Origin of the sequence: Mesorhizobium sp. M0028 (assembly GCF_040323855.1) — a bacterium.
Taxonomy (GTDB): domain Bacteria; phylum Pseudomonadota; class Alphaproteobacteria; order Rhizobiales; family Rhizobiaceae; genus Mesorhizobium.
Window position 1 is genome coordinate 455,789 of the sequence record NZ_JAMYVG010000001.1, and the last position, 12,817, is coordinate 468,605.

The following is a 12,817-nucleotide window of genomic DNA, read 5'->3' on the forward strand; positions in this document are numbered from 1 at the left end:
TCAGGAAGCGTTTTGCCTATGTCGAACTGGCCGCCTCGCCAATCAATCTCGTCGTTCCTGAGTTCGTCGGGCAGGTTGCATTCGATACGGTCGCGAAGATTTTCTACACGTCAAAGGGACTGACGACAGCCGATTGGGCGACGGACGGCGGTGCGGTCGACTGGCGCTCAATCGGCGGCACCGTTCGCACCAACCTGCAGGAACTCACGGACCTCGGGCGTCTGGTGACCAGCCTTGGCGCTGTGCATGACGACGTGGCGCCTACCGGCACCAACAACACGTCGTTTGTTCAGCAAGCGGAAGCGCTTGGCGGCCCGGCAGATGTCAAGTTCCCCGCCGGCAACTACAAGCTGACGGCCGGAAACGTGTCGCCATACTATATGCGGAACCTGACCGGGAACCTGGTGTTCCGCTCGATCGCGGTTCAGCACAGCAACGTCACGTTCTCCGGCATGGGTGCAGTACTGCGCCAAGTCAGCCATACGGTAGGCTTGGTATCTGGCGATGTGCAGCCGATGTTTGCCACCGACAAGAACATGACGGTCGGCACAATCAAGGACATCAATTTCGTCGGCATATCGTTCGACAGCAACAACAACACCGATGCGGTTAACTCCAACCAGCGCGGATTTTATATTGTCGGCGTCGATGGCCTGCGCTTTACCTATACGATAGGACACTCGACGGGGACCCGTCGCGGATACTTCGCGCATCTGGACAACAGCAAAAATATTCAGGTCACCGGCCATCGCCACGACAAGATGACGGGCGGTTACAACGTTCGCTTTTGCGAAAATTTCGTTATGACCAACTTCATCTTCAAGGACTTTTCCGAAGCGATCGATCTCGACGGCCCGTCGAAGCGGGTTGTCATCCGCAGCGGCATCTTCGAGGGCACAGACAGAACCAAGCAGTGCATCGACATCAACGATCAGATCGATGCTTCGATCGGTGACTTCTGCTGCTATTTTACCGGAACGATTGCCCTCGTAAACTACAAGACGACGACGCCCGAGACCTACGCGGAATACGTCGTGAACGCGCCGGTCAGGAATTTCCAGGTCGGCAAGCGCATCATCCTGAGCAACATCACCGGCTATCAGATCGGCGATGCGGTCAACAGCCCGTCGTTCTTCATCGGTTGGGATTGGGCAGCTGGCAATCATGCCGGCGCCGCTCCAGTCCAAGACATAACGCTTGATAACATTTACCTCGACGACGCTGGATTTATTCAGGTTCTAGAAGCGACGGGCCTTGTACTTAAGAACGTCACGCTTCGCGGTGGGCTGTCGTCGGCTACCTATGCCGCTGTGGATATGCGGTCATCGGCGGCTACGGCAGACCAGATCGCATATTCTGATCTTGATGCCCAGATCGATGGAATGCGGGTCGAGGGCGCGCAACGCGGTGGCGTCAAAATCTCGGCGGCTTCGCGCGCTGTCGTCAAGGGCCTGATGACCAAGGGCAACAACACGCTCGGCGGCACCGACAGCGACCTCACGATCACCGGCATGGAAACGCGCGCCTGCCGAGCCGTCGTGGATGATTGCGATATCGAAGGCACCGTCACGCTCACCGGTGACAGCACGACTATCGCGGCGTGGGCTGCCAATACGTTCTACAAGAAGAACGCCATTCGAACCAACGGCGGCAACTTCTATAAGGCGGTCGCAGAGGGATATTCGGCCGCTGCGACCGGCCCGACCACGACGGGACTCAACGAACTTGATGACGGGTCCGCTCTGGCTGCGACATGGGCCGGTAGCACTGCCTACGTCGTCGATAATGTCGTGAAGAATGGCGCGGCCTATTTCATCTGCATGACGGCCGGCACGTCGGCGGCAACGGTCGGGCCAACCGGCACCGATTTGCGCATTGCGGACGGGACGGCAGTCTGGCGCCCGATCAACGGCGCTGTTCGCTGGGAGTACATGCTCACGCCCTACTCTGTGCGCTGGGGCAAGAACAACCGGGTTCGCGGTACAGTGGCCTTCAACGGCGATGTTCAGAAATATATCTATGGTGAGAGCATCGCGCCAGAAGTAGGCGACCTGGCTGCGACTGGCGTGGTGAACAAGAGCGTCTTCGTCGCCCGGCGCCGGACCCTGATCACTCGTGTGAGCTACCAGACAACCGCGGCCGTCGTGGCGGACCCGACAAACTATCGGAGCCTTCTGCTGCGGCGCTATCGGGCGGGCGTCCCGACTACAGTGTCTACGATCGACACCACGACAACCGGCTTCACCGCTTCGGTCTATCGCGACGGCGGCGTGACCGCCAGTCCTGCCGGCGCCTACATGGAACCCGGCGACATACTGCAACTGACATCGAATGTGGGCGGGACCGGCGTGGCGATCTCCGGCCTTGGTTTCACCGTCGATTTCATCGAATTCTAGGCTTCTGGAACACATAAAGCCGGGTGTGGAAGCTGAATGGGCTGATCAGTATGTCCAACCCCGTCCTGATAATGCGGGCGACAGGGTGCTTCATCTCGTAAAACGTCTGCAAGGGCGCGCGGAGGAACCCGGCCTCATCCTTCAGGCCCTTGAAGCCGCCGCGCGGCTTGGATGAGACAAATCGGAAGCCGTGCTCTTCGAACTCCTGGACGATGGACCTCGGCGACAGGATGAACTGGTAGAAACCGGCGGTATCGCGGCCGACGATAGATGGATAGAAACCAAGCTTCGCCTTCAAGCGGCGCAGCGGCGACATCGACGGGACGGTGACGAAGGCGTAGCCGCCGGGGCAGATGAGGCGGTACATCTCGGATACAATTTGGTCATAGCCGTCGTAAAAGTGCTCAATGACGCCAAGCGACCAAAAGCCGTCAAAATATTCATCGGCGAATTGCCGCAGATCGCGAACGTCGCCGAGTGATATTTTCAGTTCAGGAGCCACGCGCCGCACGAGATCCACGGTTTTCGGGGCGTAATCGATGCCATAGGCGTCAAAACCTGAGTGGTGAAGGCCGAACACAGTCTGCGCCAGACCGCAGCCGCCGTCGACAACCTTCGACCCCTTGGGCAATCTCGCCGCCGTCTCTTTGACGACGAAACGATCCTTGCGCCGAACTGCTTTTGCGGCCTCGTCGCCGGACCAGTGATCATCCCAATAGCCTTCGTCGGCGGGGCGCCCAACATAGACGAGCCGCTTGTTTGGCTGGTCGGCATAAACGAAAACGTCGTCGCGCCTCATTTGCCACCTCTGACAAGGGCCAGCGCGCTTTGGACACGAGCGTCATCACCTCGAATGTGGGCGTAGCAATCCGCCAATCCCGCGAGATAGCCAAAGGTGAAATCCATGTCCGGCGGTGACGCCAGATAGTTGTCGATCTTATCGCCCAGCCATGTGGCCAAGCGTGTTTCGTCCAAATCGATGACGTCGCCAGATGAGCGAACCATGAAAGCCCCAATCACAAGATGTTTGTGGATGTCTTGGTCCGTTAAATCACAGAAAGTTTACACCTGCAACCTGCCCGCGAGGGCGCGAAAACCCATGGAGATACGCAAATGCCCATGTCGGAATCTGCTTACGACGCCGTCTTCGGCTCGGCCTGGCACGTCGATGGCAAGGACATCAAGGACAATATGAGCTACTCGACCAGCGCTGCGTCGCCGGTCGGCGTGGTGACACCGACTTTCATCGGCAAGTGGCACTTCGATACGGCCGGCCAGGACTTCTACATGTCGACCGGGCTGACCAATACCGATTGGACGCTGGTGACCACCAGCCCCTTCTTCCTCAAAGCCCAGGCCGTCCCTGCCGCCAAGACCGTCACTGCGGCGATCACCGCTGCCGAACTGATTGCCGGCCTCATCACCACGACCGGCGTGACTGCCCCATCCGTGCATCAGCTTCCCACCGGTGCGCTGATCGAGGCGGCACTGCCCGGCATTGCCACGGGCGACAGCTTCGATTTCACGCTGATCAACACCGGCACCGGCGCCTCGGACGATGCCACGATCACCGTCAATACCGGCGTGACGATCGTTGGCAACCCGACTGTCGGCGCGCTGACCGACGCCACGATCATCTCCGGTTCCGGCACCTTCCGGGCACGGCGTTCGGCGGCCGACACCTTCGTCGTCTATCGCCTCTCGTAAGGAGAGATCGCAATGATACGCCCAGAAGGGCGGCCGTTCGAGGTCGCCAAGACCACAGCCCTGATCGCCAACGGCGGGTCGCTGTCGGCGGCTGTCGACCTCGGCGGCCTGCATCTGGTCGGCATCGTTATGCCGGCGGCATGGACCGCAGCCTCAATGACCTTCTCCGTCAGCGTTGATGGCGAGAACTTCGCCGACCTCTACGCGCCGGACGGCACAGAGTATGCGCTGACCGTGGTTGCGGCTCACCATGTCTATCTCGACATGGGCGTTTTTGCCGGCTTCAACTCGATCAAGTTCAGGTCGGGGACCGGCGGCTCTGCGGTCAACCAGGGCGCCGACCGGACGCTCACGGTCATCTCGCGCTCTCTATGATCTTTGCCCGTCGCCCGTTCCGGAGGCTCCTCATAGCCAGCCCCTTGGTGAGGCGGCGGAACTATACCGCTGAGGCACAGGCGCTCTTTGCCCGGTTTACCACGCCGCCGACCGAAGCTCGCAAGGTGCTGATCAACAACCGAATCAAGGCACTGATCGCGGCTGGGGTCTGGACCAAGCTCAAGGCCGATTATGTCCTTGCCGCAGCCAATGCTCAGGCAGCGCAGCGCAATTGGAAGCAAGACGCTTACAATCTCTCGGAAGTCAGCGCCCCGACATTCACTGCGGATCGCGGCTACCAGGGCAACGGCACGTCGAGCTATTTGACGTCAGGCACGGCGCTGAACGCGATCACCGGGTTGGCTCAGGATAGTTGTGCCTTGGGCGTGTGGTCGCTCACCGACGCTTCGAATAGCGCGTACATCGACATCGGAACGCTCACCAGTGTGAGCGCCTATGCGATCGGCAGGAATGCAGGCGGCTCGCTTGTGGTTTCCTCAAATGCGGCCGGAACGGACAGCACAGCGGTTGCGGACTCGCTCGGCATGTACGGCTGGACGCGGCGCGCCAGCACCGATTTCGACATCATCAAGAACGCCACCGTGACGAACAAAGTTCGCGCGTCAGGCGGGTTCTCCAATGGCACGTTTGTCGTGGGCACCGGTGGCGCCAGCTTCTCGGCCCGCCAGATCGCGGTGGCTTTCGCCGCAAGCGGTCTGACAGCAGTGGAATGGGCGGCGCTGCGCGCGGCAAATCTGGCTTATCTCCAAGGCGTAGGAGCCGCATAGCTCGCATGAAATACGGCCCAACCCCGACCAACAAACTGCCGGAGCAGGACCAGACGAAAGTCATGCTCCTTGCCGAACGGCATCAGCGCGCGTCGTGGGCTCACAACAAATGGGCCGAAGGCGCCAAGGTGGCGGTCGATTTCTTCGAGGGGCGCCAGTGGACAGCCAAGGCGCTGGCCGACATGGCGGCGCAGAAGCGGCCGGCGCTGACCTTCAACGTCATTGCGCCGCTGGTCCGCCTCATTCTCGGCTACCAAGCCAACAACAAGACCGACATCGAGTACAAGCCAGGCTCGGATTCGCGCTCGAGCGACGAGATTGCCGAGGTGTTGAGCCGCCTGGAAAAGAGCGTCGCCATCGGCTGCGGCCTAAAATTCGTCGATGGCGAGGTGTTCCTCGACGGTATCGTCGCCGGCCGCGGCTTCTACAAGACCGTGCTGGACTTCGAGAAGAACGATCTCGGCGAGATCAGCACCACGGCGCAGGATCCGTTCGCGACCTACATCGACCCGGATTGCGACACCTACGACCTCAACGATTCGGCCGCCTTCATACAGACCGCCAAGATGGTCTCGATCGACGAGATCGAAGGCACGTTCGGCAAGGCGGTGGCAGGGCTGGTGCGTCCCTTCACGCAGGGCGCCACGCCGGTAGCCCCGGTCACATCGATGATGGTCGGCGACGAGGTGACGCCGGTTCGCACCTTCGGCCAGCGCGACGAGAACGCCAACGAATGGTGGGATAGTTTCTACGGCACCATGGGCGATTTCGTCGACACCTACCGCAAGACGATCAAGATCATCCAGTCAGAGCACCGCGTCACCGAGCAGCGCAATGTCTGCATCGACCTCGAGACCGGCGACAAGAAGGTGCTGCCGCTCGATTGGGGCCGGGACCGGATCGAGAAGATCATCTATTACGGCCAGTCGGTCGGCAATCCGCTGATCGTCGAGCGCCGCCAGGTCACCAGGCTGCAGTGCACGACGATGGTCGGCGACATGCTGCTGCACGACAAGCCGTCGCCCTACGACACCTATTCGATCGCCGGCTACTTCCCGTATTTCCGCCGCGGCATGACGCGCGGCGCGGTCGAGGATCTGATCGACCCGCAGAAGGAGAAGAACAAGCGCCGCTCGGTCGAGGTCGAGGTGACGTCGAAGCTTTCGAACGGCGGCTGGTCCTATCACGAGTCGAGCCTCGACCCGGTGCAGGAGCGCAAGCTCAAGAACTTCGGCGCCTCGCCAGGCTACATGATGAAGTGGAAGGGCGAGCACGAGCCCAAGCAGATGTCGCCGGCCGCGCCTGCCATGGCGCATGAGCGCCTGGAACAGAAGGCGCAGGACGACATCCGCACCATCTCCGGCATCAACGAGAGCGCACTTGGCGAGCTCGACCGGGTGCAGTCGGGCAGGGCGATCGAGGCGAGGCAGCGCCAGGCGGTCATCGCCATCCAGCTCTACATGGACAATTTCTCGCGCTCCAAGACGATCCTGGGCGGTAAGCATCTCGAATGCTTCCAGAACCACTACACCGAAAAGCGCATGTACAGGGTGCTCGGCGAGGACGGCAAGTTCACGCAGGTGCTGATCAACCAGATGCAGACCGACCCGGCCAGCGGCGTCAAGCGCATCCTCAACGACATCACGGTGGGAAAATATTCCGCCATCGTCGACGAGCAGCCGCTTTCGGCGACATTCGCCAATGCGCAGTTCGAAGAGATGATGACCCTGCTGGAAAAGATGGGCCCAGCGATCGGCCCGGCGCTTCCGGCCTTTGCCGACCTGATCGTCGACATGTCGTCGCTGCCGCGCAAGTCCGAATGGATCGAACGGTTCAAGGCCCTGCAAGGCATGCAACCACCCGGTGCACCAGGCGCGCCGCCCCCAGGGGCGCCCGGTGCTCCACCACTGCCACCGCCTGCCGCCCCGCCGGCCGGCTAAACCCTGAGAGGAAACCGCAATGTCCCGCAAAGTGCAGATCGTCAATCTTGAGAAGCCCGAATCCGAGCGCGACGTCATCGTCACGACGCATGACGGCCGGACGCACACCATCCGCCCCGGCCGCACGCTCAATATCGAGACAGGTGACGTCATCGGCGTTTCCCACCGCAGTCTGGTTGACCGGATCGAACTGCCCCCCGTCAGCCCGGAACTCGAAAACCTGTCTGCGACGCTGGATGACGCCAAGAAGGACGTCGCTGACATCACAGGGCTGAACGACCTGCCGCCAGTGTTCGAAGAGGTTCACCCGGTCGAAGACGGTGAATTTCAGGAGCCGGTAGAACCCGGCCCGGAAAATCAGGTCGAAGAGCCCGTGACCCCAACCGCGCCAGCCGATCCGCTCGGCGGCGACATTGACACGGAGTGGAAGGAAGCCGTCACCGGTCTTCCGGATGATGACAAGCCGGTCGATGTGGACATTTCCATCGCCGACACCGACCCGAAGGCCAAGGCCAAGAAGTGATGCACCGCCTTACCGACGAGCGTCTGATCACGCCGTTCATGCTGCGGCGCTTCGAGCGCGAAGCCGTGCTCGAAGGCGGGCAGGGCTGGCACTACGCCATCATCCAGCGCGACAATGGCGACTTCATCGACCACAACCCCGGCTCGCCGGAGCTCGCGCCCGACCAGATGATGTTTGCCCGTGACCTGCTCTCCCTGCTCAATCGCGAACTGCACCATGACGGCGCATGGGTGATGGTGTTCACGCATCCGGTGCCGGGCAACTCAGTGCTTCTGATCCATGCGGAATACCATCGCATGTGCATCATCTTCGTCGACGCCGACGGGGATCCGCAGTTCACCATCGAATGGCAGTTTGGCGAGGGCGAGGAGTTCGATTTCGCCGACGTCATGCTGTCCGGCCGCGAATCGTGGGGCCAGCGCTGCGAAAGCGCGTGGCAGACCTTGAAAAAGCTGATGGTCGACGTGATCGACCCGGCCGAAGGCCAAACCTTCAAGCGTGCGCAGGGGCAGCAGCCTACCGCGCACTGACGACCGCGCCTCGACGGTATCGAGGCAAGAGCGCCGCCGGCTTTAACGGGCGTCTTCCGCATGATCCGGCGATACAGGATCGAAGTGCCGCCGACTTCACGGGCGTTTCCGCACCATCACGCGACAGGAGATGAAGACTATGGCCGATCTACTCGGACAGGACCTTATTGCGCCCGAAACAGTCGTAGACCCGGCTGCAGCACCAGCCCCGGCACCACAGCCGGCGGTGATTGTATCCGACGATCTCGACGATCTCGAACTCCAAAACGCCAAGGCAGCCGCTCAAGCCGAGGAGGCCAAGCCAGCCGCGACACTGGAGCCAGGGAAAGAAACACCGGCAGCAGCAGCCGAGCCGGGCGCACCAGCAAAGCCTGCGGCACAGCAGGAGCAACCCGCTCCCGCCGTGATCCCGAAGGCTCGCTTCGACGAAGTGCTTGGCAAGAACGACGAACTGGCTCGCCAGAACGCCTATCTTTCCGGACAGGTCGAAGCGCTGAAAGTGAGAGGACCGGCGGCACCTGGACCAGTGGCAACACCTGCCGCACCGGCCCAGCCAGCCGCCGCAGACCGCCTCATCGCGGTCGGCACGCAGATCGATGCCCTTGCAAGGAAATACGACGCTGGAGAACTCTCCTACGCCGATTTGACGACGCAGAGGCGGGCTCTTGACAACCAGGAGCAGTCGATCCGCGAGGAAATCCTTCTCGCCAAGGTCCCGAAGCAGACGCAACAGCAGCCGGCGACGGCGGACCTTTATCTCGACCAGCTCACCGCTGACCTCGAGGCGAAGCACCCGTATCTGGCGGCGATCGAAAGCGACACGGATTTTGACTACTTGGTTACAAAAGCCAAGGAATCCTTCGCCGCCGAACGTGTCGAACTGCCGAAGGGGCCCATTGGCAACCTGCGGCTGCGCGAACGTGTCGCCGAACTGTCCGATAAGTACGGCCCGCTGCTGACGGGCAAGACGCTGGCGATCCCAGGAGCTACCCCGGCGCCAGCACCGGCCACACCTGCCGCCCCCGGCCTCAGCCCAGAAGCTGCGGCACGGGCAGCCAAAATCGCCATGCAAGGGGATATGCCCCCGAACGTGGCGTCGATGACAGGTTCCGCAGGCGAAGTGATCTCGGAATCCTCCATCGAAAACATGAGCGACGACGATCTGGCAGCTTTGCCGATCGCGACGCGACAACGCTTCCTCGGCATCACCACCTAGAAATAGGAGGACTTCAATGTCCGCTACTGACTTCGGCGCCCTCACCATCGCTCAGAAACGAGTGTGGGCCGCAGAAACATGGCAAGCCGGCCGCGACGAGTCGTTCTGGTTTGCCAACGGCTATATCGGCAAGTCCGATTCCGACATGAACTCCGTCATCCAGCGGGTGACGAAGCTCACCGAGACCGAGCGCGGCCTCGAATGCGTCATGCAGCTCGTGCAGGACCTTCAGGGCGACGGCGTCGTCGGCGACAATGAACTCGACGGCAACGAAGAGTCCATGATCAACGACGCGCAGGTCATCCGCATCGACCAATTGCGTCACGGAACTAAGTCCAAGGGTTTGCACTATTAAGCCCCTCGGTCGGGTAACCGGCCGATGAAAACTCTGTGAATTGCTGGAAACTCTGCCATATGTTCCTATTATGTTCACATGGCAGACAATCAGCAGCCAAGCTCTCAATCTGAACGAAAGTGCAAGTCGTGCGGCGACGTAAAACCGCTCGACGAATTCGCTCCCGTCTATGCCAAGAATTCGCGTGGCCAGAACTACAGGCAGCACACCTGCCTCATCTGCCATCGGATCAAGGCTGCGGCCAAGGAGCGCCGGTTACGGGCAAATGACCCGCAACGCTATCGTGACGCCCTCAAACGCTGGCGCGATCGTACATTGGACGAACGCAAGGCGGTCAAGAAGACGCGTTACGACAAGCACAAAGTGCAAGTGTTCGCTGCCTATGGCGGCTTCATCTGCACCTGTTGCGGCGAGACAGAACCGAGCATGCTCACCATCGACCACAAACTTGAGGACGGTGCTGAGTTTCGCAGGAAGAACCGCGGCGAACGATGGTCCTATAATTTCTATGCCTGGATCATCCGCAACGGCTTCCCTCCTGACCTTCAGGTGCTTTGCTACAACTGCAATCTGAGCAAGCACCGGAACGGCGGTATCTGCGCCCACAAATTGAGAGAAGGTTCAACGACTATCCCGTAAAGGGAGTAGGGCCAAGCGGCCCAAAGTGCAGAGCACCCTTGGCACGAAGGGTGATGATATAGTCTGGTCTGCATGGCGACATGCAGCGGTCGGCGCACCAAGGATGAGCGCCGACGGGCCGAGGAAATAGCGAGCCTCGGTTGAACATCACGGAGATGGCAGAACAAGCCACCGTCATCCGGTTCCGCGCGCAGTCCAAGGAAAAGCTGGCGTTCTGGCTGTCTGACAAGATGGACGAACTCATGTTTCTTACTTTGTCTGGCCGCGCCTATACTTTGAAGACGAATGGTGCGACCCGCACCGGCTCGCAGCTTCCCTCGCTGCGCTTCGGTGCCGACGTTGCCGCTCCCTCGACCAACCGCATCCTCTATGCTGGCGCTGCGACGAGCGAAGGCTCGATCACCTCGTCGGACAAGATGTCGTGGTCGGTCATCGTGCGCGCCAACACGCAGGCCGCTGAAAAGCGTCTTCGCCCGATCCGCTCGGGCGGCCGCAGCTACTATGTGATGGTCATCCATCCGCGTCAGCGCCGCGACCTGGTGCTCGACCCGACCTACCAGACCATCATGCGGACCGCCGAAAAGACCGGCTCCGACAACAAGCTGTTCACCGGCGCCATGGCGACGATCGACGGCACCATCATCTATCAGCACAACAAGGTGTTCAACACGTCTGGCCTCGCTTCGGCCTCGAAGTGGGGCGCCGGCGGTCTGATCGATGGTGCGCAGGCGCTCTATCTCGGCGCCCAGGCCGGCGGCATTGCCACGATCGGCAACACCTTCTGGCGTGAAAGCGACAAGACCGACTACGGCAACCGGCCGGGCATCGGTTCTGGCCGCAAGATCGGCATGCTGAAGCCTCAGTTCAAGTCGATCTACGATTCGAACAACCGCGAGGACTTCGGCACGATCGCCGTCAAGACCGCCGCCGCGGCTTAATCCGCCACCCGTGATCGCGACCGGGCGGATGGTCTGCCCGGTCCCCTTCAATCCCATTTTCGGAGACTACGAAAATGCTTCGTCAACTCGAATACCGCATCCAGTTGAAGGATGCGAACACCCTCGAGGCGATCATCACCGCAGGCGGCAAAGCCTTTGTTGCCGTCAACGGCGATGCGCTGAAAGCCACGCTGAAGGATGTGGATGGGGCGGCGCTTGCCAACCCGATCTCGCTGACGCGCGGCTTCATCAACTTCTTCACCGCGGAAACCGTGCTCCTGGTCGACCTCTATATCCAGGCGCCCGGCGGCCAGTTCATCGTGGTGAAGAACGTCAAGCCGTCCGGTCCGAATGAAATCCTCGTCGGGACGGGCCGTAACCAGTGCATGGTGATCCCGTGGGCCGCGGCAGACATTACCGCCGCGACCGAGACAGCGACCGGCTTCACCGTGCCTTCGGGCCTGATGCTGCCGACGCCGTTCGTCAACGTCACGGCCCTCGATGCCGCCGCAACCATAGACGTCGGCACGCTCTCGACCGACACCGGTGACGCCGATGGCTATATCGACGGCCTTTCGGTCGCGGCAGCCGCGCTTGTCAAGGCGTCGGTCATCGCGACCGCCGACACCATGGGGGCGCTGTTTAAAGTACTGGACTCGGCCAATGCCGGCGACGATGCGCCGGAAGGCAATGTGTCGATGGCAGGCAAGTCCATCACTGTCACCACCTCGGCCGGTGCCGACACCGGCAAGGGCTTCATCCACCTGCCTTACCTTCTGGCCGCGTAGTTTTCCTCCTACGCGACCGGATGCGGGGGGCCGGGCATCTACCCATGGATGCCCGGCTGCCCCTCCGCTCCAATTCCCCATGCTCCCCGCAACAGGAACCAGACCAATGACCACGGAAACCGTGAAGAAGACAGACGACGGCATGATGTTCGTCCTCGACATGACCGCGACGCCGAGCGGCGGGCCGCGCGAGCACGACATGCTGGTCGATGGCGTCGTGCGCACGATCAAGTTCGTGCCCGGCAAGCCCAACAAGATGCCGCGCGAGATCGCCGTCAAGTTCCTCAAGATCAGCACCGCGTTCAAGCTGACCGACGCCAACGGCACCGTGCTGCCATGGCGCGGCGTGCCCAAGCAGCCCGACGAGTTGCAGGCCGGCGAGAAACTGAAACTCGCGCCCGACGAGACCATCGCCAATTTCCATGATCTGCACGATCAGGCGCTTTGGCTGCGCGCCGTCGAGTTTCCCGGCGGCGAGAAGATCGCCGAGAGTGGTGACCGCGAGGCCATGATCGCCTTCATCGTGGCGGCGATCGCCGAGCGCAAGAAGGTCAACAGCGTCAATGAGGCCAATCCGGACGAATGGACGCCGCCGGCCGACGACGAAGACGCGGCGTAAGCG

The 12,817-nt window shown here is 61.3% G+C and carries 15 protein-coding genes; 13 read left to right on the plus strand and 2 right to left on the minus strand.

The annotated features are described in order from the left end of the window. Positions 1 to 380 precede the first annotated feature (380 nt). Positions 381 to 2,396 (plus strand): hypothetical protein, encoded by a 2,016-nt coding sequence (locus tag NKJ93_RS02320; RefSeq protein WP_352587393.1) that lies wholly within the window; start codon positions 381 to 383, stop codon positions 2,394 to 2,396. On the opposite strand, the gene NKJ93_RS02325 is transcribed toward NKJ93_RS02320, so the two are convergent. Beyond that, the gene (locus tag NKJ93_RS02325) at positions 2,383 to 3,195 is read right to left on the minus strand and encodes a class I SAM-dependent methyltransferase (protein ID WP_352587395.1); all 813 of its coding nucleotides are present in this window, start codon (positions 3,193 to 3,195) and stop codon (positions 2,383 to 2,385) included. The genes NKJ93_RS02320 and NKJ93_RS02325 overlap by 14 nt on opposite strands. After that, the gene (locus tag NKJ93_RS02330; protein ID WP_352587398.1) at positions 3,192 to 3,356 is read right to left on the minus strand and encodes a hypothetical protein; all 165 of its coding nucleotides are present in this window, start codon (positions 3,354 to 3,356) and stop codon (positions 3,192 to 3,194) included. Before NKJ93_RS02330 ends, NKJ93_RS02325 begins: the two co-directional genes overlap by 4 nt. A 159-nt stretch (positions 3,357 to 3,515) precedes the next feature. On the opposite strand from NKJ93_RS02330, the gene NKJ93_RS02335 reads away from it, so the two are divergent. From NKJ93_RS02335 to NKJ93_RS02390, 12 genes are all read left to right on the plus strand, one after another. Then, positions 3,516 to 4,103 carry a hypothetical protein gene (locus NKJ93_RS02335; protein ID WP_352587401.1) on the plus strand — a complete coding sequence of 196 codons (588 nt, stop codon included), beginning with the start codon at positions 3,516 to 3,518 and terminating at the stop codon, positions 4,101 to 4,103. Positions 4,104 to 4,115: 12 nt separating this feature from the next. Beyond that, entirely contained in the window at positions 4,116 to 4,478 is a 363-nt protein-coding gene (locus tag NKJ93_RS02340) for a hypothetical protein (protein WP_352587404.1), read from the plus strand. Positions 4,479 to 4,603: 125 nt separating this feature from the next. Next, the gene (locus tag NKJ93_RS02345) at positions 4,604 to 5,266 is read left to right on the plus strand and encodes a hypothetical protein (RefSeq protein ID WP_352587407.1); all 663 of its coding nucleotides are present in this window, start codon (positions 4,604 to 4,606) and stop codon (positions 5,264 to 5,266) included. Positions 5,267 to 5,271: 5 nt separating this feature from the next. Further along, positions 5,272 to 7,206, plus strand: a complete 1,935-nt coding sequence (locus tag NKJ93_RS02350) for a portal protein (RefSeq protein WP_352587410.1) — start codon at positions 5,272 to 5,274, stop codon at positions 7,204 to 7,206. A gap of 19 nt (positions 7,207 to 7,225) precedes the next feature. Continuing rightward, on the plus strand, positions 7,226 to 7,729 hold the full coding sequence (locus tag NKJ93_RS02355; protein ID WP_352587412.1) for a hypothetical protein: 504 nt from the start codon (positions 7,226 to 7,228) through the stop codon (positions 7,727 to 7,729). Positions 7,730 to 7,767: 38 nt separating this feature from the next. Further along, complete coding sequence (locus tag NKJ93_RS02360) at positions 7,768 to 8,259, plus strand: hypothetical protein (RefSeq protein ID WP_352587414.1); 492 nt, start codon at positions 7,768 to 7,770, stop codon at positions 8,257 to 8,259. Between the two features lie 139 nt (positions 8,260 to 8,398). After that, entirely contained in the window at positions 8,399 to 9,475 is a 1,077-nt protein-coding gene (locus NKJ93_RS02365) for a hypothetical protein (protein WP_352587416.1), read from the plus strand. Between the two features lie 16 nt (positions 9,476 to 9,491). Next, positions 9,492 to 9,830 (plus strand): phage capsid family protein, encoded by a 339-nt coding sequence (locus NKJ93_RS02370; protein WP_352587419.1) that lies wholly within the window; start codon positions 9,492 to 9,494, stop codon positions 9,828 to 9,830. A gap of 78 nt (positions 9,831 to 9,908) precedes the next feature. Continuing rightward, the gene (locus NKJ93_RS02375) at positions 9,909 to 10,469 is read left to right on the plus strand and encodes a hypothetical protein (RefSeq protein ID WP_352587422.1); all 561 of its coding nucleotides are present in this window, start codon (positions 9,909 to 9,911) and stop codon (positions 10,467 to 10,469) included. A 155-nt stretch (positions 10,470 to 10,624) separates the two neighbouring features. Continuing rightward, the gene (locus NKJ93_RS02380) at positions 10,625 to 11,407 is read left to right on the plus strand and encodes a N4-gp56 family major capsid protein (protein ID WP_352587425.1); all 783 of its coding nucleotides are present in this window, start codon (positions 10,625 to 10,627) and stop codon (positions 11,405 to 11,407) included. A gap of 74 nt (positions 11,408 to 11,481) precedes the next feature. Further along, positions 11,482 to 12,195, plus strand: coding sequence for a hypothetical protein (locus NKJ93_RS02385; protein WP_352587428.1), 714 nt, complete (start codon positions 11,482 to 11,484; stop codon positions 12,193 to 12,195). A 106-nt stretch (positions 12,196 to 12,301) separates the two neighbouring features. Continuing rightward, the gene (locus NKJ93_RS02390) at positions 12,302 to 12,814 is read left to right on the plus strand and encodes a hypothetical protein (RefSeq protein WP_352587431.1); all 513 of its coding nucleotides are present in this window, start codon (positions 12,302 to 12,304) and stop codon (positions 12,812 to 12,814) included. Positions 12,815 to 12,817 lie beyond the last annotated feature (3 nt).

Excerpts from the sequence above, each read along its gene's own strand:
- NKJ93_RS02320 (WP_352587393.1), top strand. The coding sequence starts at position 381 with ATGCGGAACCTGACCGGGAACCTGGTGTTCCGCTCGATCGCGGTTCAG.
- NKJ93_RS02325 (WP_352587395.1), bottom strand. The coding sequence starts at position 3,195 with ATGAGGCGCGACGACGTTTTCGTTTATGCCGACCAGCCAAACAAGCGG.
- NKJ93_RS02335 (WP_352587401.1), top strand. The coding sequence starts at position 3,516 with ATGTCGGAATCTGCTTACGACGCCGTCTTCGGCTCGGCCTGGCACGTC.
- NKJ93_RS02340 (WP_352587404.1), top strand. The coding sequence starts at position 4,116 with ATGATACGCCCAGAAGGGCGGCCGTTCGAGGTCGCCAAGACCACAGCC.
- NKJ93_RS02350 (WP_352587410.1), top strand. The coding sequence starts at position 5,272 with ATGAAATACGGCCCAACCCCGACCAACAAACTGCCGGAGCAGGACCAG.
- NKJ93_RS02355 (WP_352587412.1), top strand. The coding sequence starts at position 7,226 with ATGTCCCGCAAAGTGCAGATCGTCAATCTTGAGAAGCCCGAATCCGAG.
- NKJ93_RS02360 (WP_352587414.1), top strand. The coding sequence starts at position 7,768 with ATGCTGCGGCGCTTCGAGCGCGAAGCCGTGCTCGAAGGCGGGCAGGGC.
- NKJ93_RS02365 (WP_352587416.1), top strand. The coding sequence starts at position 8,399 with ATGGCCGATCTACTCGGACAGGACCTTATTGCGCCCGAAACAGTCGTA.
- NKJ93_RS02370 (WP_352587419.1), top strand. The coding sequence starts at position 9,492 with ATGTCCGCTACTGACTTCGGCGCCCTCACCATCGCTCAGAAACGAGTG.
- NKJ93_RS02375 (WP_352587422.1), top strand. The coding sequence starts at position 9,909 with ATGGCAGACAATCAGCAGCCAAGCTCTCAATCTGAACGAAAGTGCAAG.
- NKJ93_RS02380 (WP_352587425.1), top strand. The coding sequence starts at position 10,625 with ATGGCAGAACAAGCCACCGTCATCCGGTTCCGCGCGCAGTCCAAGGAA.
- NKJ93_RS02385 (WP_352587428.1), top strand. The coding sequence starts at position 11,482 with ATGCTTCGTCAACTCGAATACCGCATCCAGTTGAAGGATGCGAACACC.
- NKJ93_RS02390 (WP_352587431.1), top strand. The coding sequence starts at position 12,302 with ATGACCACGGAAACCGTGAAGAAGACAGACGACGGCATGATGTTCGTC.